The following is a 22140-nucleotide window of genomic DNA, read 5'->3' as shown; positions in this document are numbered from 1 at the left end:
TTCTCCCTATGACTGTCTGACAACTGGGGCACCTCACCCCTGGTTCAATCAAACTTATATCGAAGCCGGATGTGAACCTTTGAAGGTAATTTCGACAAAATCGGAATTCATTCATCCGGCTGACGAATTGCTCAGGCGGTAACCGACCGCTGTTGATTTTCGCTTGGAGGAGAACGAAGTATGGAATATGCAGATGCTGCCCATTTACTCAGGCGGGCGGGCTTTGGCGGTAGCACGGAAGAGATAGACGCTTTGGCGCAAAAAGGCACGGCGCAAGCGGCTGTCGATTACCTGCTCAATTACACCTCAATTGACAACAGTTCAATGGAGCAGGTCTTAACCAATTCATTCAATTTCACTGACCCGACCGATAATGCCACTTTCAATCAAAACATCATCCGCACCTGGTGGGTTGCCCGCATGGTTTTTAGCAAACGGCAATTCGAGGAGAAGATGACTTTGTTTTGGCACAACCATTTCGCCACCGCGCTTTCAAAAGTTCAGGATAGATTTATGTACATTCAAAACCTGACCCTCAGACAGAATGCGCTGGCGAGATTCGATGACCTGCTGTTAAAAGTAGCCCAAGACCCGGCGATGTTGCTCTGGCTCGACACTACGACCAGCACGCGCACCAGTCCGAATGAAAATTTCGCCCGTGAACTGCAAGAGCTTTTCACGATGGGCATTAAAGATGTGGTCACCGGGCAAGCCAATTACACCGAAGATGATATTAAACAGATTGCCAGAGCATTTACCGGTTGGCGTTTCCGCCGCACGCCGGGCGATAGCAATCCGTTTTCCTATCTATGGTTTGTTGATAACAATCAATTCGATGCCGGACCGAAAACCGTTTACGGACAAACCGCAAACTATACGGGGCAAGACATCATCAGCATCGTATCTGCGAAACCCGCGACGGCGCGTTATCTGGTTTATAAGATGTTCACCTTCTTTGTCTATCCGCTTGACCTCAACAGCCAAAACGACAAATCGACGATTGATAAATTCGCCAGCATCTATATGTCAACCAATCACTCCATCAGAGAGTTGATGCGCGCTATCCTGACTTCGGATGAATTCTATAGCAACCGCGCGCGCTACGGGCTGGTGAAACAACCGATTGAACTGATAGTCAGCGCGCTGCGCAGTCTCAAAGCTACTTACAATCCGGGCATCGCCGGCAACCGGCAATTCGATAACCAATTGCAGGGTCGTTCGCGTTTGATTGGTGAAGACCTGTTCAATCCGCCTGATGTTGCAGGTTGGGATTTCAATATGGGATGGATCAATACCACAACCATGCTTGAGCGATTCAATTTCGCCAATCAGTTAGCCACCACCAGACAACCAAACAATACCGCTCAGGTTGGTTTCTGGATTCCTACCGATAACCTCAGAAGTTGGGCAAAACCTTCGACCAAGAAAACCGTCCGCGTGATGCTTGATGTTATGGGACCAGTGGTGGTCTCACCGCCTACGAATAAGGAGTTGAGAAGGTATCTGAGCGCCGATGACGCCGGCAATCAAGTGACCTGGGTGGTCAACGATACAACCATCGACAAAAAGATTCGCGGTCTCATTCACCAGATTATGAGTCTGCCCGAATTTCAGATGAACTAGGAGGAACCCAACATGCGAACAACCAGAAGACAATTTATCAAAACAAGCGCCAGCGCCGTGACACTCAGCATGGTGATGCCCAAAATTATTTTGGGTCAATCACCGGTGACTCTCAATCGTCGGATATTCGTGATGATTCAAATGGAAGGCGCGAACGACGGATTGAATACGATTATTCCGTATAGCAATTCCCGTTACATCAGTTTGCGCCCCTTCCTGCATTTCAAACCTGAAGAGATGGTCAACAACGGTGTGTCAACCGTCATCAATAATGATTTCGGATTCCATCCATCGCTTGTTGAACTCAAAGGTTTCTGGGATGCGGGGAAAGTCGCAGCCGTTTTGGGCGTGGGCTATCCGAGCGCCAACCTTTCACACTTCTCATCGACAGACATCTGGATGAGCGCCGACCCGACGCAACGCACAGGGACAGGGTGGATTGGTCGTTACGCGGACACCGCGCTGGTCGGCAAGTCGGGATTATCGGCAATCTCTTTTGGCAGTGTTTTACCGCGTGTGATGTTTGCCAACAAAGTCGTGGTGCCGAACATTGCGCCTTCAAACAACGCCAATAACCTGTTCTCGAACTATACCTATCAAACCGACGGGCGCTACACAGGCGACCGCAACAATCAACTCAATACCTTCAAGGCGAACAGCACCCGCGCTTTTGATGTGGGCAGTTTCGTTGAAGCCATCGCCGATGCGGGAATGGAAGCCGAAAGCGGCGCGGGAACTCTGGCTAATGTGGTCAACACCTATCAGTCATCGGTGACCTATCCGGCAGGCAATCCGCTATCGAATCCCTTGAAGATGGTGGCGCAGGTGGTGACGACGATTGGCGATGCCAATATCTTCCACGTCAGGTATGGCGGGTTTGATAACCACTCGCAGCAAATCGGCACGACGGCTGACCAATTCACCAATAAAGCCATCGGCGCGCACGCCAATTTGCTCAGGTTCCTGTCACAAGGCGTCAAAGCTTTCCTTGATGATATGGCGGAGCATGGATTGGCGGATAATGTGGTGGTTTTGACCTATTCGGAATTTGGTCGCCGTCCCAATGAAAACGCCTCGAAAGGCACAGACCACGGCGAGGCTTCGGAATTATTCGTCATCGGCAATGCCATCAAAGGCGGCTTTTTTGGCGCGCAACCGTCGCTTGAAGCGACCGCTTTGAGCCGCGCCGGAAATCCGGTCTTTACGACGGATTTTCGCCAGGTCTATGCCGAAATCCTCGACAAGTGGTTGCCAAACGGCGATTCGCCGGGTGTGCTGAACAGCACCTTTAATCATCTGGGATTCTTGTAACCCTCAAGCAAGTGATTGTGAAAATCCGGGCAATCAGTGTATAAAATTGATTGCCCGTTTCGTATACGCTTAGCTTTTTCAATCCTCACCACACGAAATAAACCATAAAGTTGATCAATAAACGTGTGGATTTTTTTAATCTGTCATAGAGATTCTCTGGATTGAGAAAGGAAAACAAAGATGTTGAAACGATCAGTCAAACAAAAACTACAGACCCTTATTCTGGTATTGGCGATTTCAGTTATTGCTTATGCAAGCGTCACGGGACCGGACCCAGGATACACCAATGCGCTGGGTGATATTAATAGCTGCGTTCAATGCCATGACACGTTCGTCAACCATGATGTGGGTCCCGGAACCGTCACCATCACAGGTGTTCCAGCGATTTATCAACCCGGTCAGCAATACATCTTAACTGTTCGAGTCCAGCAAAGTGGACGCGCAAAGTTCGGTTTTCAGATGACAGTAATCGATAGCAATCGCAATCGCGCAGGGACACTGGCTCCGGTTAATAGCGAAACTCAGTTGAATTTTCAAACTGGCCCCGGCGGTAGACAATATATTCAGCACACCCAAGCAGGAACTAATCCGAATGCCGGAAATGCGCGAACCTGGCAAGTGAATTGGACGGCTCCGACAACCGATATTGGCACGATTATTTTTAACGTTGCCGGTAATGCGGCAAACGGCGATGGCACCAATCAGGGCGATTATATTTACACAGCAAAAGTGTTTTCAGAATCCGCCACTTCAAATGTCACGGTAGCTTTTGCTGACCCGTTAATTACCGGACAAACTTTAAATGCGGGTTCAACATTTCGCATTAACTGGACAACCACCGGAAAATCGAACATTGCGAGTATTGAATTGCGATACTCAACCGACGATGGCGCGACTTTCCCAGGAGGAGCGCCAAATCAGGTTATCATAAACACCACCGATCCCAATGTATCAAGTTTTGATTGGGTAGTTCCAAATGTTTCGACCACACTGGCTAAAATTAGAATTCAAGCTACCAATAAATCCAATCTTGCAACAGAAGTCATCAGCGGCAGGTTTACGATTCAAGGCAGTGGTGGCGGTGGAACTCAGACCAAGCCGGTGATTACATCCATCGTGCAAAAGGGCAACAAGTTGAATGTCTTTGGCAGCAATTTCCAGGTCGGTTCGCTCGTCATGGTCAATGATCGCGAATTCGCCTCTTTCAATCTGGAACCGCCAACCGAAGCCCTGCGCAGTAAAAAAGCCGGTAAAAATATCGCTCCCGGTCAGACGGTTGAAATCAAGGTTAAAAATCCCGACGGGCAAATTTCTGAAGGTATGATGCACACCCGACCACCTGAATAAGACCCGATTTTCGATTGACCAATTTTTATCTCTTCAAAGCCGGTTGCCATCAAACAACCGGCTTTATTTTTTATCAGGCAATTTCTTTCAGTTAGCTAAAATGGATGCTGCCTTTGGAGCGCTGCGACTTGTCACAGCTTTTGATTGAAACAATGCGCTTGAGCGGCTTTACAACATTTAACTGGCTTTACCGAACACAATAGCGATAACCGGTTACCGCACTCCAAAGCAGTAGGTTTATTTTGCACCCGCAAATGACTTGCCGCGCGTATGAAACTTTTGACGGCTATACTTGAAGACCGTTATCATTTTAATTCGTTTAATCAAATAATTTGAGATTATTGAAACCTAGGCGTGAGGAGTGCCGTACAAGAAGGCGGTTATCCACAATCGCTTTAATCATCGGAGGACAATTTAAGAAATGAAGCTAAGTCGCAAGAAAATCATCCTGATTGTCACTGCCCTTGTCGGCATTGTCGCAATCGTGGTGCTCTCTTCACGTTTGAAAAACAAGGAAGGTGAAGCGGTTCAAACCGGAACCGTAGCCCGTCGCGCCAAACTGGAATCCAAAGTCACGGCATCAGGTGATATTCGCCCGGTTCGTTACTATGATTTAACCGCCGAAGTCGCGGGCACCGTGCAACAGATTTATGTCGTCGAAGGCGACCCGGTTAAAAAAGGGCAACCCCTGGTTCGCGTAGACCCGACGCAATTATCCGGGCAAGTACAGGTCAACCAAGCCGGTGTCCAACTCTCGCAGGTCGATGTGCAGAATCAACAGGTCGCTATTCAACAAGCCGAAAATAATATCAATCAAATCAAAGCCTCATTAGCGCAAGCCGAAGCTGAACTTGAACGCAGCAAAGTTGATTTGCAATATGCCGAAGTCGAATTCAATCGTTATCAGCAACTGGTCGAACAGGGACTCACGACCAAATCGCAATTCGATTCGGCGCGGTCGCGTTATGAACAACAGAAAGCGACAGTGAGAGCCAATGAATCCCGCGTCAATCAATTGAAGGTGCAAATCAAGGACGCAGAGCTTGCGGTCGACCGCGCCAAAGCCGGATTGCATTCCGCCGAAGCCCGCGTCAAACAGAGTCAGGCGCAACTCAGCATCCAAGCTGACCAATTGAAAAAGACCACCCGTTATTCTCCGATTGATGGTGTGGTTTCTTATTTACCTGTCAAGGTCGGTCAATTCGTGGTCGCCAACTTTTCATCCTCACCGTTAATGACGGTCGCCGATATGGCGCAAATCAATGCTGAAATCAAGGTTGACGAAACCGACATTGCCGATGTCCAGGTCGGACAGAAAGCCAAAGTCAAAGTTGACGCTTTGGGTGAAATCGAAATTGAAGGCGAAGTCGTTGAAAAAGGCGCATCGGCAGTGACGCGCTCCGGTCAATCGACCACTTCTTCGACGGCAAACACCCAGGAAGCCCGCGATTTTATTGTCAAAATCCGTTTGAACCCATCGGAAGAAATTCGCTTGAAACTGCGTCCCGGTATGTCTACAACGGCGGTCATCACCACCGCGACCCGCGAAAACTTACTGACTGCACCGCTACAAGCCATCGTTCCACGTGAGTTGCCGGGCGACGAAAAACCGCAAGGTGAACAAGCGAACGCCAACGCCACCAACGGCGCGAAGAAGAAAGAGGTCGAAGGCGTGTTCGTATTCAAGAATGGCAAAGCCAGTTTCCAACAGGTCACCACTGGCATCAAGGGTGATCAGGATATTGAAATCACCAGTGGCATCAGTGAAGGCGACGAAATTATTACCGGTCCCTATAAAACATTACGCTCGCTGAAAGATGGCGATATGGTAAAGAAAGAGGTTAAACCCGCAACACCTGAATCCAAATAGACAGGCGGCGTGATGGCAGAAAACCACAAGAAAGAAAGAGGAGATATGGTTGTTGAAGAAGCTGTGTTAGATAGACCCGTTGACCTTGCCTACACCATTCCGGGTTCGGATACGGTGATTCGCACGGATGATTTATGGCGAACCTATCGAATGGGAACCGAAGAAGTACACGCGCTGCGCGGGGTTTCTTTTGAAGTGAAGCGCGGCGAATACTTGGCGATTATGGGTCCTTCGGGTTCAGGCAAATCGACCTTGATGAATCTGATTGGCTGTCTCGATACGCCATCGTCGGGTCAATACTGGTTAAACGGCAAGCTGGTTTCCGAGATGGATGACGACGAACTGGCTTACATTCGTAACAAGGAAATCGGTTTCGTTTTTCAAACCTTTAACCTGTTGCCGCGAGCCACAGCGTTGCACAATGTCGAATTGCCGTTAATCTATAATGGCACGCCGCGCAGTCAGCGCATTGAGATGGCAAAACAGGCGCTTGAGCGGGTAGATTTAGGTCCCCGTATGCACCATAAACCCAATGAGCTTTCCGGTGGTCAACGTCAACGGGTTGCCATCGCTCGCGCTCTGGTTAATAACCCGTCAATTATTCTTGCGGATGAACCGACCGGAAACCTCGATTCGCAAACCTCGCAGGAAATCATGGCATTATTTGATGCCTTGCATCGTCAGGGTAACACCATCATTCTGGTTACCCACGAACACGATATTGCTGAACACGCGCATCGCGTTTTGCATATTCTTGACGGTCGAATTAATCGGGACGAGCGCATCAAGTAAGAAAAGTTATTCTCCTTATTCACCCTCTGCCTGACGGAATCTGGTTTTCCGTCAGGCTTTTTCTTTATTTGAGCAGTTGTTCGTTCATTACCTGCCAAAATGTTATAATCGTTTCTCTCATTGTGATGCGATTTCTGATTATCAAACTTAGCGCCATTGGGGATGTGGTTCATACGCTTCCGGCAGTGGCTTTTTTGAAACGGTCGCTGCCTGATGCAGAAATTGCCTGGGCGGTTGAACCCAAAGCCGCAGCAATTCTGGAAGGCTCACCGGTTATTGATGAACTGATAATTTTAGACACTAAAAGCCTAAAGAAAAATATTTTCAGCGGCTCAGTGGCGCAAAAAATCGAGAAACAATTATTTGCTCCAAAGAAATTCTCATCGTTCGATGTCGCAATTGATTTTCAAGGATTGTTGAAATCCGGTCTGGTGACCAAAGCCTCGAAAGCCGACCGCCGTATCGGGTTTGAAGATGCAGACCTCAGAGAAAAAATCAGCCGCCGGTTTTTAACCGAACAGATTCACACGGCAGGGTTCGCTCATGTGATTGAAAAAAATCTCGCCGTGGCGCGCGCCGCAATTAATCGAAGCCTAGAGTTGCCTTCACCCGACAGGTATGAGTTTCCGATTGCTATTTCACTTGAAGATGAACAGTACATCCATGAACACGCCTTAAATCAAACTTTGCAATTTGCCATCCTCAACCCCGGCGGCGGATGGACGACCAAACTCTGGGACGCGAAAAATTTTGGCGCGGTCGCAGATTTTCTTTGGGAAAATTATCAACTGATGTCATTTGTGACCTTTGGGCCAGGTGAAGAGGCATTGGCACAAAGCGTGGCGCAAAGCTCACGGATAAAAAAAGCCATTCCCTTGCCGTCAACGCTCAAACAATTTGTGGCGCTGGCACGTCAGGCAAAAATTTTTATCGGCGGCGATACCGGACCTCTGCATCTCGCGGCTGCCTGTCGCACGCCGATTGTCGGCTTGTTCGCGCCAACCGAAGCCAAACGCAATGGCGCATTCGCCAAGTGTGATATTAACCTGGGATTGGAATTATGGTGTCGGGAACATTGTCACCGCAGGCATTGTTGGCATTGGCAATGTATGGAAATTCCGTTGGAAAAAGTTTGTGAAGCGGTCGTTAAGCGACTAAAAAATGCCAAAACTGTAAATGAAAAGATGCAACAACCGTTGGCTTTCAACGTGTAATCAGGCTGATACCGGACAATAATCGATACTGTTATGCAAAATGCTCAAGTTGAAAATCGTTTGACCTTTCGCCGGTTGGCGCAAAAACTCCGCGTCACCTTGGGGTTTGTGATTGTGCCGTTACTGTTTATTGCCGCGCGTCCAACTCTCGGCGGTTTAATCATCGGTTTCCTGATTTCAGTTTTAGGTTTAGGGATTCGCGCCTGGGCATCCGGTTTTTTGAAAAAAAATCAGGAACTCACGGTCAGCGGACCCTATGCATTTACCCGCAATCCACTTTATCTCGGTACGTTCATCATGGCGATGGGCATTGCATTGAGCACGAACAGTCTGTGGTTTATCGCGGTATTTCTCGGCTTGTATTTATTGATTTATATTCCGGTGATGCTTGCCGAAGCCGAAACCTTGAATAATCTATTTCCGGCAGACTATGCATCCTATCGTTCGCGCGTGCCGATGTTTTTGCCACGCTTGACGCCTTTTAGAAAATCCCCTGTTCGAGAAGGTGAAAGTGGCTTTTCTTTGCAGCAGTATAAAAAACATCGGGAGTATCGCGCGGCTTTGGGGGTGGTTGTGGTTTATGGATTATTGGCAGTAAAAATGGTATTGATGTAATAAACCTATGAACAAATATTTTTTAAGTCTGTTTTTGATTTTTTCTCCGGCAATCATTTTTTCTCCCCCTACCGAAGCCGGAGAAAAACCTGCCGCTTCCTCAACCTGCTGTTTTAATAATTTCCCTTTCGACCAGGATTTTTTATTAAAAAACGGCGAGGCTGAAACTACCCGACCACCTGCGCCAAAAATTACTCACCCGCTACCGTTTCAAGCCGGAGAATCCCTGTTTTATGAAGTAAGTTTTGAGAAATTGATTTTTTCCGGCAAAGTCGGCGAAATGACCTTAAAGACCGAGCCAACCGCCAATGCCAATACGCTGCAACTCAAAGGTGAGATTGTCTCCAAAGGGTTTCTCACCTCGCTTTTCAAATTGAATTTCGAGCAAACCCTGAGTTCACTGATCAGCACAGAGGATTTGAGCGTCATTGAAGCCGTAAAACTGATTGATGATGGCAAGACCCGCAAACAACACACCATGAAAATTGATCGTGAAAAAGGGCGATTGAAATATGTCTTCAAGAATCTTTCGGAACCCGATTTTGCGCCGCAGGAAAAAGAGAGTACCTCGCCGGTTTGGGTACAAGATATTCTGTCGATTTTTTATTTCACCCGCACTCAGGAATTAAAGGAAGGCACGACTTTATCATTTCCGGTTTGCGATGAAGGTCGGATTCGTAACATTGAAGTGCTGATTGGCAAACGCGAAGAAGTGAAAGTCGATGCCGGTAAATTTAAAGCCATCATGATCGAGGCAAAAATTTTCGGCGGCTTATTTTTGCGCCGAAGCGGCGAGATGTATATCTGGTTTTCCGATGATGCGCGAAAATTGCCCGTCAAAACCAAACTCAAACTGTCAAACGGAACCGTCAATATCGAACTGCGAAAAATTCAAGGCTGACCTTATTCTCTCGGCACCCACGATTCGTCGGCGATGGTCGCTTTGCAATTGACCGGGTCAAGTTTATAAGCAAATCCCCAGGGGTCAACCGGCAGGTAATCTTTATTCAAAGTCAAACCCAGACTTTTGAATTTTGCGGCAAACATGCGCAAAGTGTCCGGGCAGGTTCCGGTTTCCTGTTTATAACGCGCCAGAATCGGATTGATGAGGTCGAGTTCATCAAGCGACACCAGTTGATTCAATCGGGCAACCGCCTGTTCGCGAATCTTCGGGTCATCGCTGTCAACATAACGTTCAAATATTGCCCGGGCGGCTTCGCGGCTGCCACCTTTAATGCGTAAATAGCCGACCAAATCGCGCATCCACCAGGGCGCTTGCGGAAGTTCACTGCCGCGCTCATAAGCATCTGCCGCCTTTTGATATTCCTGATTTTGCCAGTAGATGTATCCCAAATCCTGATAGAGTCGCCATTCATTGGGATTTTCCTCAATGCCTTTATTCAATAATTCAATTGCCGCGTTCATATCACGTTCAGGTAAAAAAATTGCGCCAAAGCGGTAAGCCGGAATGTGATGCGGGTCGAGTTCGGTGATGATTTTGAGAAGCGGCGCAAGCAGTTGCATTTTGATGGTTCCGGTGTTGCCAAAGCTTTGCGGTTGACCGTTTTCAATCACCTTTCTGCCGAAATACTGTACCGTGCGAATCCAGTAAATGTCGGCTGTCAGGGCATCGAGTCCAAGGCTCATCTGTTTGATTTGTTTGCCCGAAGTAAAATAGAGCGATTCTTCACTGATGGATGATTTGGGCATTTCTGTGTCGATATAGCGTTGCAAAGGATAGAGCACGCCAAAACCGACAATAATAAAAATTGCAGGAAGCCAACGGTTCATTTCAAGACTCACTATTTAAAATTGCGTTTCTGAAAAATCAACACTGCTGCTGAAATCAAGATACTGATATAAATCACCGCATAGACGGTTGAAGTTAAGAGCATCTTTGCGGGCGGCAATTGTCCGTAAGATGCCTGGGAAATAAAACTGAAATTAGAAAAGTTCGGCATTACATAATAAAGTCCGATTAAAATCGCGCGGGTGACTGCCGATTCGCTCAGGTCGGCAGCCAGTTTCAAATCGTTACTGAAATTGCCAATGACATAAACGGCAAACGAAAACAGTGCCGACAGCATGGGCGTTGAAAAACTCGAAAACATCAATGCCACGGCAATCGTCACCGCCAGTTCAAGGAAAATCAGATACGCGGTCGGCAGAATCGACAGATGAAGCGCGCCGAAACTTTTACTCACATAGAGAAGCGCCAGTTCCGTCCCGGCAACCATTACCAGCAGATTGACAAGCAGAGTCAAACAAAGCCCCAGGTATTTCCCGATAATGAATTCGTGGCGATGAACCGGTTTGGAAAGCAGGTTGTAAATCGTGCGTTTGTCAATTTCCTTATAGACCAGACCGACGCCGATGAAGATGGCAATTAGCGCCCCGAATACCAGCATCAGGCTTAGACTGAGCGAAGCGATAAATTTGGTTTCCTGATCGATTGACAGTTCACTGATAAAAATTGACGCGCCGACTAAAATCAAGACGAACAAAATCAGGTTATATAACACACGGTCGCGAACCGATTCACGAAAAGCATTCACCGCAATCGCGCGAATCCGCGTCAGACTATTCGGTTTACGCAAGGATGTCATCGATAACTCTTGTCTGGTTCCAAGTTCACTTGCTGCCATATCTCACCGATATTCTTCAAAATTTTTTTCAAGGGCTATCAAAATGCAGTTCCGGTTTATTTCAATTTCAGAATTCGGAATTCAATATTCCCGGTTTTGAAGGTTTGAACATTTTCCAGGTATTTACTGCTAAACAATTCAAAGGTCGCATAGTTCCTGAGTTGCACGTCATAATCTTTTTCACCTTTTTTATTCCTTTGGGCAGAATACATTTCACCAGAGGGGCCGCTTCCTGCTCGACCATATTCGGCAATAAAATTGAATAAACCAGGATGAAAAAGGACATGAGTGATGCCTTGTTGTTTCACATCCTCGTAAATTTCAGCCATTGAATTATTCCGAATCATTAAACGTTGCCACTCTACGGAATCCCAAGCCGGGTCAGCGATATAATCTCTTTGCAGATGATAGCCGGTCTGCACGCCCATCAACATCACCTTGGCATCGGTTGGCGTATAGTTATTGATGTAATCCATGGCAGGATAATAATACATCGGACTTAGAAAATCTTTACGCGAAAGCCTACCGACAATAAAGTCTATTTCATGCAATTGATTGAGTTGCGAGGCAAAGGCATACATAGCAAAGAGCCACCCGATGATTACCACCGCAATCGGTAAAACCATCTTTAAACGGTTAAGCAACCGCCATCGTTGCGCTAGGGCAACAATTGTGTGAGCTATTATTACAGTGAGGGCGGGGTACATCGGCACCAGATATCTACCTAGCCAGGCGGATGATGCCACAAATAGAAAAAAAACAATTGAAAACAATCCCAGCCAGATTAACCATCTGGGCTTCGGCACTAAAAAGAAGAGAGGTAAAAGCATAAAAAAATAATTTGGCGAATGTGACTTTTCGGCATCGCCCATACTATACAACTCGGGTTTCGTGAAATGCTCCCAAACTCTTAACGGGTGACGTTCTTCCCTTTTTGTTGCCCGCCGTGTCATTGTTTTTTCGATATAATCAAACTCTTCGCCTACCTCCTGTTTGCTTTGAATAAAATAATCATCCATTCGCTTTTCATCTGGAGCAGTGAAATAACGAATTCCCTGTGCGCCATAATCCGCCACCTCTCCGGTGATAAACGGGTAGAGAGGGTTTTTAAAGTAAACTGCATTTTTTATTAACCAGGGTGAGACCGCAGCACACATAATGAGGGTGAAGAAAGCCCCATTCTTCACCCAGTTCAACAAAGGTTCGCGCTTACGAACTAACCCTTCGTAAAGAAACATAACGCCAAGAGAAGCTATCCATATCGCGGCAGTATATTTAATGCTTAAACTAAAACCGGAAAAAAGTGCGGATTGCCAAAGCCATTGAATTCTATTGGATTCAAAATAATTCACCATCGCATAACTTGCAAGAAACATCATTCCGGCAACGGTCACATCTATGCGATTCGAGATTGCCACTTCCAAGACAACGCCCGCACTAAAAAAGATGAATATGGCAAGGGTCGCCACAAGACGATTGAGAAACCGGAGACCAAAAGCATAAACCGCGATGCCTGTTATAACTGCTAACCCCAAACTGAAAAAACGCGCCGCAATATCTGCCTTCGCCGCAATAAAAACGGCATAAAACATATGAACAAGCAGCGGCATATTGCTCGGGAAGTTATCAAAAAGAGGGATTATTTTTCCCGCCTTAATATATTCCTGCGGAACCGCCAGATGACAAATTGCATCATCAACGGCATAAGGCGGGGTTGATGATTTTACCGCTAATAGAATCACTATACTTCCTAAACCCAAGGCAATGAGGATTCCAGGTATAGAGCGGCAGGCTCTCAATATTCCTTTCGACATAATTATTAGGCGACCAAATTCCTTGTAGGAAAATATCGCTAAACCGGATAAAAGGAGGATCAAAGGAGTTAGTCGAAATAGCCCCCAAATACCAAAAACAAATAAAACTAACCCAACAATTCCCAAACCTAACATGGTAGAGAAGGAAATTTCTTCGGCGACGCTGATAAATACCGTTGAAAAATAACCGGTTACTTTCCGTCCTACTGCATAAATGATTGCCAAAACGATAACCGTAAACACTAAATTGAAAAAGAGCGCGAATGGCATCAGCCACCCCACATAGGTATCCCCAACCTTAGAAACTTTGAGGTGAGCATAAAGTGCCAGAGTGAAAATCCCAATAAATGTTAAGTTAAAAACCCAGAAGCCAATACTTTTGGTAATCCGTGAAACTTCACCTGTTTTTTTAGGCTGTGCGATTCCGAGAGAACTTACATCACCAACTTTTTCAACGGCAATTCTATTGGACATGGTTTTTATCTATTCTTTTATCTCTGCTTTTACCAGAAAATAAATCTGCCTGTAATATTTTGCTCACTTCGGATTACGCCTCGAAGCAAAATCACCTGTTAAGAAATCGTTTTCTAACCATTCTGTGTGCATTGGAGATCACCATAGCAATAGCTAACAGCACTAAGGCGGTTTACCAAAGACTATCAGGGTTATTGTGCGGCTAGGCTATTTGGTTAAATCTTGAATTAGGAGGCGAAAAACACTGAAAAACTCGTAGATGAGCATATCATATGGAAGCGTCTCTTCAATAGTTTTTTGACCGGTGAAGGATTGATCAGCAATTCTCAGTTTGGAAAATGGCGCTGCCGGTCAGCCCATTGATTGGACTGCAATTGTTGAAAATAGGCTCAAGAAGCGAGGGCGCTTGCGCCAAACTCACTCTGATTCTGATGCGATCAGGTCAAACTGAGAATTGCTGAGGATTGATTTACATTACTTTCAACTGATTGATTGAACCGGTTTTGGTCGATGAGGCTTGTGACACTTTGGTCTTGCGAGTCAGTTTATCGGAATACATTGCCCGGTCGGCATTCAATAATAATTCATCCAGCGTACAACCATCCGAATCAAAGCAGGCAAGACCGGCGCTGATTCCGATATGCAGGTCTGATCTGCCAAAACGGAAATCATGCTTTTCAATGGCTTTTTGCAAACGATAAATCATTTCCAGAGCTTCTTCAGTATCAGCCTGCAAGATAGCCACAAATTCATCACCGGCATAACGGCAGATGAAATCGGTCGAACGCACCTGCTGAATCATGATTTTAGAAATCTCCAGCAATAAATGATCACCAACCGGGTGACCCAACATATCATTGACATTTTTGAAGCCATCCAAATCCATCATCACCACGCAAAAATGGTCATTATGGCGCAGGGCGCGGTCAGCGTCTTCCTCGAAACGCAACCGCAATGCCCGCTTATTGGGTAACCCGGTGAGCGAATCTGACAGGGCGCTTTCCTGAGTTTTCTCATGGTGCACGGCATTGGCAATCGCGTCTGCCGAAAGGGTGGCAACGGCTTCGACCAGTCGCAAATGGTCGGCGTCATAATTCAAAATCTCAGTCGAATAGAGCGCCAGCGCGCCAATCATCTGCCCTTCGCGCATCATGGGCACAACCAGGACGGCGCGATAATCATCCGGCATTTCGATGCGCAAGGCTTCAAAATCAAGATTGGGATCGCTGTTATGCATCGGATGGTTATTTGCCGCAACCCATCCCGCAATCCCTCCCCCGGAGGGCATCTTTTTACCTTTTAATAGCTCGGCATTGCGACCGGCAACATGCGCCGCTTCGATTTTTGTCGAATCTTTTCTCACCAGATATAAAACGCAGGTGGTGTAACTCACAATATCCTGTAAACGCGCAGAAAAGACCGCAAAGGTATCGCGCAAATCCAGACTGGTGCCAATCGTCTGCGCGATGTTGTATAGCGCCGTGACTTCCCTGTGCGCGCTACGAATTTTCTCAAATACCTGAGCGTCATTTTCCCGGCGCAAGTCTGTCGCCGGGTCGTTAAACTCCTTCAATCCGGTAAAGGATTGCAATTGAATTCCCTGCTCCCTGATTTCCTGTTCAAATTCATCCAGGTGAGTTAAAAAGGCTTGAACGATAGCCGGGTCGAACATCGCCTGGCTGTTATCTTTCAGTAAAGTGATGGCTTCTTCGCGGGTCATGGCTCTGCGATATTGCCGCTCTTCACGCACGGCATCGAAACAATCGGCAACCGAGAGGATGCGCGCCGTAATCGGAATGGCGTCCCCTTTAAGTCCATCCGGGTAGCCGCGACCATCCCAGCGCTCATGATGATGGCGAACGACAGGCGCAACCGGATAAGGAAAGCCGACGCGCTCCAAAATCTCTGAGCCAACAATCGTATGCACTTTCATCTTGTCAAATTCCGCAGGCGTCAGCGGTCCCGGCTTATTCAAGATGTAATCGGGAACCGCCAGCTTCCCGATGTCATGCAATAAGGCACCGGCTTTTAAGGCTTCAATCTCACTGTCAGATAGCCCAAAGAGTCGCGCAAGCCCTGTGGCATAGATTTGCACCCGACGCACATGGTCATGGGTGACTTCATCTTTGGCATCAATCGCAATCGCCAACGCTTCAATGGTTCTGAGGTGCAGATTCGCCACCTTTTCTGCGTGTTGGTTGGTATTTTCAACTTTATCGAGGTAAGTTTTATAGGTCAGGTAGGTAATCGTTAATATCGGCGCAGTGGTTAAAAATGCGATGAATGAAACCGTAGCAATTAGTTTGATAATAATGCAGGCGACGGCTGCCCCCACGAAGTATGACAAAGCCGTCCAAACCGCAGTATCTTTAGACCGTTGAAGGTATCGGTATCCCCTTCGTAAGCCAATCATCCCCACCATCAGACCGGAATTCAATACTAAAAACACTGTACCAATAACGCCAAGCCCGACGATCAGATATTCCCAGTTCATCTTGCTCAGCGGTGTGCCATTGTCATGTAACCGATAAGCCTGTCCGGCACAAAACAGCGCGAGGCTCATCAGCGCAACTCGAAAGAGCGTCTCTCGATAGGATTTCTTTTTCTGAAAAGCTCGAATGACGCTATCAATACCCGCAAGCGTCACTGCCGGATAAATGCCATTCAATAATATCGCGGCAAAAAAAATCGTATCGCCAAGAGTCAACGCTCCCGGCGTTTTTAATAATTTCATTTCAATGCGCGAGATCAAACAGATGGTAATCAGGGTTAAAACTACCCAATCCCAATCTATCCCGATCATTGCATAATTGATAAATGTGCTATAGAGAGAAAAAAGAAACACCCCGAACCCGAAAAGGCTGATCAGACCTTCATACAGGTTGGCTGCAAGTTGTTTCTGTTTATAGACCGATGCCGTCATCCTCACCTATTCAGTATGCAATGGATACAAGTCGAACCAATCCGCAAAAAGTAAGCTATCCTCGTGCCATAAAACTTGTTCAGTTGGTTTTTTAATTTGTCCGAATGGTTTCCTTGCTGCCTTTCCGACATTAGTAAATTTATAAAAGTCGCTTCGTTCAAAATGACTGAATTCTTAGGGTCAAATTGCTTCGTAATTAAACCAAACCGCCGGCTGTGATTTTCCGTAATCATCATTTCTTTGCTTGCGTGATGAAAATCGGCTATAAATAAATTTAGCGTGTTAGCCCTCAAAAGCTGACAAGAAGGAATGAAAAGTAGTGCAAAAAAGAAGTTTTATCTTTTCCCTTATCGTTATCACGGTAGTCTTAGTTATTGGATTAGTCGTTGTCAGACGTGATGCCATTTTTGCTACTCAGGCAAATGCTTCATCCAACCCGACAATCGTTTCAACCAAAAATGCTACTGCGGGAGAGCAAACAAATTACCTTCGTGATGACAGCGCGGAGGTTTCAGCTACCTTACCTTTCTTTCACCGATTGGACGCAAACTATACGCGAGGGGCAGAACCGGCTCATGGTGGCATTGAAACAATAAAACGACTGGGTATCAAGACTATTGTTGATTTGCGTTCGATTTACGACCATACAGACGAACTGGGCATCGCTGCCGAACGCAGCGGCTTGCAATATCGCTGGTTGCCTACAAGCGTTTGGAATCCGCCCACGGATAAGGAAGCCAAAGCTTTCGTTGCCCTGGTAAGCGATAAAACGCAGGGACCGTTTTATGTGTTTTGCGCAGACGGAGTGAATCGCTCGGGTGAAATGAGCGCCATCTATCGCATAGCGGAAAGCAAATGGTCGGTTGCCCAGGCATTAAAAGAAGCCGATGATTTTGGCTTTAACCCTTATTACTACAATTTGCGAACCTATGTTTATACTTTCGCCCGTAAATTCCATCCCAAAGCATTGCCGCTGCAAGCCCGCAGTTTAAGCAGTCTGGAAATGTGAAGCGCAAAATTTAAGGGCAATAAACCCTACTTTATTGCCCTACACCTTCAATCAATAAACTTCCCCGAAAATACAACCCAGAAATTGGCTGTAGGGGCATCTGATTTCTCCTGCATGGCTTTCCAAAAAGGTTCCCGTTGGCGAACTTCAATCACCGGCGTTAAGTCATCAGGCTTCAGTTTGGTTATCCCTGCCAACGTGCGTTGAAGAAATGCAGGCGCTGCATCTAAAAAGTTCGCCAATTGATAAGAGAACTCCAGCGTATATTTCGCCTCAATGCTGCCATCCGAAATATTTTGTAAATTGATGATTAGGGTCAATCCGAAGTTTTCGTATTGAATCTGCGGCAGGTTTTGCGCGCTGCCGGATTGAAAAGGCAATCGTTGCCCCAGTTTGATGTTCGTCCCTTCACCGGATAAACATCGTAATCTTTCGTGGGCGATTATCTTAATCTTTCCGTCGGCAACCGCCTTATCCAATTGCCGCTTTTCCTTAGCGATTTTTTCCAACTCTTCCATCGTCTGATTTTTTAAATCAATGATGAAAACATCGAATAAAATGGTTTTCCGTCCGACAACGGGCTGTGAGGTTTGCGCAAATGCAGTTGACGAGTAAAACACCACAAGCACGCCAAACAGCAGAATCATTCTTTTCATTTATCTTCTCCAAAACTGAATTCCCATCTGCCTGGCAATTGGCTTATTTAACAGAATAAGCGTTAAGAAGTTCCCGAATTCCGTTTTATGGGCTGGTCTGCTTTTCGCTTGCAGAAAACCAACCCCTAACCTTTTTCATCACCCGTCGCAAAAATCTGAGGATTTTAGGCAGGATGATTATCGCTATAATGACCGCGACACCTACCAATCCGATAATCAAAAATGGAAAGTAAGCCGTTAGAAACGTCGAGCCGATTGCCAGTATATCTTCAAATAAACTGGCACCGATGTTCGTAACCGGTTCGGGACTGGTGTTAATCGCCATTCGCGAAGTTGCTTTGGTTCCATGTGAACTGAGCGCAATCCCGCCACCCAATAATAATGCAATCACTTGAACGCCTTTGTCGTAATCGCCAAAAGCCAGCGCAGCAAGCGCCGCTCCTGCCGGTATGCGAATGAAGGTGTGAACCGTATCCCAGAGGCTATCAACATAAGCGACTTTATCGGCGATAAACTCAATGACGAACAGACCGCCGGCAACGCCAATCACCCACCAGTTGGTCACAATGCCGAGTTCACCCGGAAGTTGCAGATGGGCAAACCGTCCAAGCAATCCGAGGGTTGCGACCATCGCATAAAGCTTGATGCCCGAAAGCCACGAAGACCCCATCGCAAAAGCCAGTGTGTTGATAAAATCCATTTCTCCACCTCATCTCAATCAACATTTCAGATAACCAGATAAATCAATCGCAACTCCCAAATGGCAAAACTTTCGTGCGCTCGATTTGAATGCTGGCGATTATAACAAACTACGATTGCCAGATGATTTATTTGGTTGTCATAAGCAGTCAAGGCGCTTATTTCAATTCTCAAAACCTCGGTAAATTCATGAGCGAGGTTTCCATTAAAACCGCCGGTTTTCGGTTAAAAAAGTGAGGCTTTCAACAACTGCTGTTTGGCGGAGGGCATTAGGCAACTCATAAAACAGATGCTAATATGTCGCTTCTCAAAAATCCAAATCCGTTCGGAGATAACTTAATGAGCCAAACCTACATTCTCGCCCTTGACCAAGGCACCACCAGTTCACGCGCGATTTTATTTGACCATACAGGCAAACCCGCCGGCATTGCTCAACATGAATTCGAGCAAATTTATCCGCAACCCGGTTGGGTCGAACATAACCCTGCGGAAATCTGGTCGTCACAACTTGACGCTGCGCAAAAGGTCTTATCTGAAAATAATCTGAAACCCGATCAAATCGCCGCCATCGGCATAACCAATCAACGCGAAACCACCATCATCTGGAATCGCGAAACCGGTGAACCCATCTATAACGCCATCGTCTGGCAATGCCGCAGAACGGCTGAGGATTGCGAAAAGTTGAAGACCGATGGCTTGGCGCAACTTTTTCAAGATCGTACCGGCTTGGTTCTCGACGCTTACTTTTCCGGCACCAAAGTCAAATGGATTCTCGATAACGTGGCGGGGGCGCGCGAACTGGCTGTCAAAGGCAAACTCGCTTTCGGCACGGTTGACTCATGGTTGATTTGGAAACTCACGGGCGGGCGTGTGCATGCAACCGATCCATCGAACGCCAGCCGCACATTGCTTTACAACATCAAGACCAATGATTGGGATGACGAACTTCTTAAAATCCTCAATGTGCCGCGTGAAGTTTTACCGCATGTGACGCCTTCGAGCGCCATCATCGGCGAAACTGATCCGGCATTTTTTGGTCGCGCGATTCCCATTGCCGGAAATGCCGGTGATCAGCAAGCAGCCTTGTTCGGGCAGGTTTGCACTAGGCAAGGCATGTCAAAAAACACTTATGGAACCGGCTGTTTTATGTTGCTCAATACCGGCACCCAGCCCGTGAAATCAAAGAACAATTTGCTCACCACCGTAGCCTGGAAGATTGGCGATGAAGCGACCGAATATGCTCTGGAAGGCAGTGTATTTATTGCCGGCGCGGCGGTGCAATGGTTGCGCGACGGATTGAAAATTATTTCTGACGCTTCCGAAACCGAGGCGCTCGCGACCAGCGTCGCGGATAATGGTGGTGTTTATCTGGTTCCCGCTTTCGTTGGACTTGGCGCGCCGCACTGGGATCAATTCGCGCGCGGCATCATTGCGGGGCTTACGCGCGGTTCGACGCGAGAACATCTTGTGCGCGCGGCTCTTGAATCCATCTGCTATCAAACCTATGACGTGCTCGATTGTATGCACGATGATTCGGGGATTGCCCTCAGCGAATTGCGCGTCGATGGCGGCGCGGTGCGCAATAATTTCCTGATGCAATTTCAAGCTGATATTCTGGGCATTCCCGTGGTTCGCCCTGCCAATGCCGAAACCACCGCCGCCGGAGCAGCCTTTCTTGCAGGGCTTGCGGTCGATTACTGGACGAGTGTAGAAGAACTCGATGCGATGTGGGCGCGCGATAAAGTGTTTGAACCGCAAATGTCCGATGATATGCGTCAAACTTTACTGGCGGGTTGGCATCGCGCTATTGAACGCGCCAGCAATTGGATGAAGTGAATTGACATTCGCGCGGGCAGTTTATGACTAAACAGCGCCTAACTTGTTACGCCATCCTTGGCGCGCTATTGATTGGCACGCAAGGCGGCTGCATCTTTCTTCACGGACAACGGTATCGCCACTTCACTACCCGAACCCCGCTTCCCGATAGAGAAATATTGGTGTTGGGATTTATGGGCGGGCGCGAGCCTTGGAATAATGATGCGCGTAATGTTCGCAAACTCGCATTAAAATTGCGGGCAATGAACCTTCATCAGGTTCAAATCGAAACGGTTGAAAACCAGAAACGTGAATTGGCATTGCAACTAATCCGCAAGGCGTTTGATCGCAATCAAGATGGACAACTTGATGCTGAGGAACGGGCAACGACACGCCTGATTCTCTACGGGCAGAGTTTTGGCGGGGCAGCAGTGGTCAAACTGGCACGCCAGTTAAAGGCGTGGGATATTCCAATATTACTCACAGTGCAAATTGATAGTGTAGGCAGAGGTGACCGCATCATTCCATCAAACGTCCGCCGCGCCGCAAATCTCTTTCAAAGAAATGGTCTTTTTATCAAAGGCGAAAAAGCTATTCGCCCCGAAGCTGCTGACAAAACCGCCATCATCGGCAATTATCAGTTTGATTATCGAAACAAAAACATCGATATTTCGGAAGTTTCATGGCTGAAAAAAATATTTCGCGTCGCTCATACCAGGATGGAGTACGACCCGGAAGTTTGGGCTAAGGTAGAAGCACTGATTTTGAGTGAAATAGAGAGGATAAAAAAAGCACGATGAAAAGCCTGCTGAACCAAAGTGATAAGCAAGCCGTTCTGGAACGACTCAGACAAGTTCGCCCCGACAGTCCGCGTCAATGGGGGAAGATGAATGCGCATCAGATGGTTTGTCATTTGAACGATTCGTTTAAAGCCGGAACCGGCGAAAAGGCGGTATCCAATCGCAGCAATTTCATCAGTCGAAGCTTTATGCGATGGTTTGCTTTGCAGGTGCCGCTCACCTGGCCCAAAGGCGTAAAGACCATGCCGGAAATGGATCAGGAAATCGGCGGCACCAAACCCGACGAATTCAACCGTGATATTCAGGAACTGGAAAATACCGTTGAACGATTTTCCGGCATCGCGGTTGATTTCAACTGGCTGCCTCATCCGATTTTTGGTGACATGTCGCGCGAAGAATGGCTGCGTTGGGGCTATTTGCATATGGACCATCACCTGCGCCAGTTCGGAGTGTGAGCCTTTTGCATTTCATCCGAAATGGATTCGGTTGCCCTGACCTTCGGGGTTAGCGAACCAGTTTTGTGAGTCCCCTAA

18 protein-coding genes are annotated in these 22140 nt (G+C 47.1%); 12 read left to right on the top strand and 6 right to left on the bottom strand.

Annotation, left to right across the window (positions count from 1 at the left end; genetic code table 11):
* Positions 1-180: 180 nt before the first annotated feature.
* The 8 genes from AB1757_11385 to AB1757_11350 all read left to right on the top strand — a co-directional run bounded on the left by AB1757_11385 (position 181) and on the right by AB1757_11350 (position 9673).
* The gene (locus AB1757_11385) at positions 181-1623 is read left to right on the top strand and encodes a DUF1800 domain-containing protein (protein MEW6127629.1); all 1443 of its coding nucleotides are present in this window, start codon (positions 181-183) and stop codon (positions 1621-1623) included.
* Positions 1624-1635: 12 nt separating this feature from the next.
* On the top strand, positions 1636-2934 hold the full coding sequence (locus AB1757_11380) for a DUF1501 domain-containing protein (GenBank protein ID MEW6127628.1): 1299 nt from the start codon (positions 1636-1638) through the stop codon (positions 2932-2934).
* Between the two features lie 180 nt (positions 2935-3114).
* Complete coding sequence (locus AB1757_11375; GenBank protein MEW6127627.1) at positions 3115-4281, top strand: choice-of-anchor V domain-containing protein; 1167 nt, start codon at positions 3115-3117, stop codon at positions 4279-4281.
* 421 nt (positions 4282-4702) lie between these two features.
* Positions 4703-6151: an efflux RND transporter periplasmic adaptor subunit gene (locus tag AB1757_11370; GenBank protein ID MEW6127626.1), complete on the top strand. Its 1449-nt coding sequence runs from the start codon at positions 4703-4705 to the stop codon at positions 6149-6151.
* 150 nt (positions 6152-6301) lie between these two features.
* Positions 6302-6943 (top strand): ABC transporter ATP-binding protein, encoded by a 642-nt coding sequence (locus AB1757_11365; protein ID MEW6127625.1) that lies wholly within the window; start codon positions 6302-6304, stop codon positions 6941-6943.
* A gap of 125 nt (positions 6944-7068) precedes the next feature.
* Positions 7069-8157 (top strand): glycosyltransferase family 9 protein, encoded by a 1089-nt coding sequence (locus AB1757_11360; GenBank protein MEW6127624.1) that lies wholly within the window; start codon positions 7069-7071, stop codon positions 8155-8157.
* Positions 8158-8190: 33 nt separating this feature from the next.
* The gene (locus tag AB1757_11355; GenBank protein MEW6127623.1) at positions 8191-8772 is read left to right on the top strand and encodes an isoprenylcysteine carboxylmethyltransferase family protein; all 582 of its coding nucleotides are present in this window, start codon (positions 8191-8193) and stop codon (positions 8770-8772) included.
* Between the two features lie 7 nt (positions 8773-8779).
* Entirely contained in the window at positions 8780-9673 is an 894-nt protein-coding gene (locus tag AB1757_11350; protein MEW6127622.1) for a DUF3108 domain-containing protein, read from the top strand.
* A 2-nt stretch (positions 9674-9675) separates the two neighbouring features.
* Here the strand turns inward: AB1757_11350 and AB1757_11345 are convergent, their stop codons facing one another.
* The 4 genes from AB1757_11345 to AB1757_11330 form a co-directional block, all read right to left on the bottom strand.
* The gene (locus AB1757_11345; GenBank protein MEW6127621.1) at positions 9676-10563 is read right to left on the bottom strand and encodes a hypothetical protein; all 888 of its coding nucleotides are present in this window, start codon (positions 10561-10563) and stop codon (positions 9676-9678) included.
* 11 nt (positions 10564-10574) lie between these two features.
* Positions 10575-11417, bottom strand: a complete 843-nt coding sequence (locus AB1757_11340) for an ABC transporter permease subunit (GenBank protein ID MEW6127620.1) — start codon at positions 11415-11417, stop codon at positions 10575-10577.
* 56 nt (positions 11418-11473) lie between these two features.
* Positions 11474-13705 carry a glycosyltransferase family 39 protein gene (locus tag AB1757_11335; protein MEW6127619.1) on the bottom strand — a complete coding sequence of 744 codons (2232 nt, stop codon included), beginning with the start codon at positions 13703-13705 and terminating at the stop codon, positions 11474-11476.
* Positions 13706-14174: 469 nt separating this feature from the next.
* Complete coding sequence (locus AB1757_11330; GenBank protein ID MEW6127618.1) at positions 14175-16628, bottom strand: diguanylate cyclase; 2454 nt, start codon at positions 16626-16628, stop codon at positions 14175-14177.
* 319 nt (positions 16629-16947) lie between these two features.
* Here AB1757_11330 and AB1757_11325 point away from each other — a divergent pair, with 319 nt between their 5' ends.
* The gene (locus tag AB1757_11325; protein MEW6127617.1) at positions 16948-17637 is read left to right on the top strand and encodes a hypothetical protein; all 690 of its coding nucleotides are present in this window, start codon (positions 16948-16950) and stop codon (positions 17635-17637) included.
* A 47-nt stretch (positions 17638-17684) separates the two neighbouring features.
* Here the strand turns inward: AB1757_11325 and AB1757_11320 are convergent, their stop codons facing one another.
* A complete protein-coding gene (locus AB1757_11320; GenBank protein MEW6127616.1) occupies positions 17685-18293 on the bottom strand; it encodes a hypothetical protein in 609 nt (202 codons plus the stop codon).
* Positions 18294-18378: 85 nt separating this feature from the next.
* Positions 18379-18993 (bottom strand): DUF4126 domain-containing protein, encoded by a 615-nt coding sequence (locus AB1757_11315; GenBank protein MEW6127615.1) that lies wholly within the window; start codon positions 18991-18993, stop codon positions 18379-18381.
* 338 nt (positions 18994-19331) lie between these two features.
* Between AB1757_11315 and glpK the strand changes: the two genes are divergently transcribed.
* Genes glpK through AB1757_11300 form a run of 3 tightly spaced genes read left to right on the top strand, consistent with a single transcriptional unit; the run spans position 19332 to position 22062 of the window.
* Complete coding sequence (gene glpK / locus AB1757_11310; protein MEW6127614.1) at positions 19332-20828, top strand: glycerol kinase GlpK; 1497 nt, start codon at positions 19332-19334, stop codon at positions 20826-20828.
* A 23-nt stretch (positions 20829-20851) separates the two neighbouring features.
* Positions 20852-21607 carry a hypothetical protein gene (locus tag AB1757_11305; protein MEW6127613.1) on the top strand — a complete coding sequence of 252 codons (756 nt, stop codon included), beginning with the start codon at positions 20852-20854 and terminating at the stop codon, positions 21605-21607.
* Complete coding sequence (locus AB1757_11300) at positions 21604-22062, top strand: DUF1569 domain-containing protein (protein MEW6127612.1); 459 nt, start codon at positions 21604-21606, stop codon at positions 22060-22062. The genes AB1757_11305 and AB1757_11300 overlap by 4 nt, the downstream gene beginning before the upstream one ends.
* The last annotated feature ends 78 nt before the right edge of the window (positions 22063-22140 follow it).

It is taken from the genome of Acidobacteriota bacterium (assembly GCA_040754075.1).
Taxonomy (GTDB): domain Bacteria; phylum Acidobacteriota; class Blastocatellia; order UBA7656; family UBA7656; genus JBFMDH01.
The sequence above is the reverse complement of the archived record's forward strand: the minus strand, read 5'-3'. Positions and strand labels throughout refer to the sequence as shown.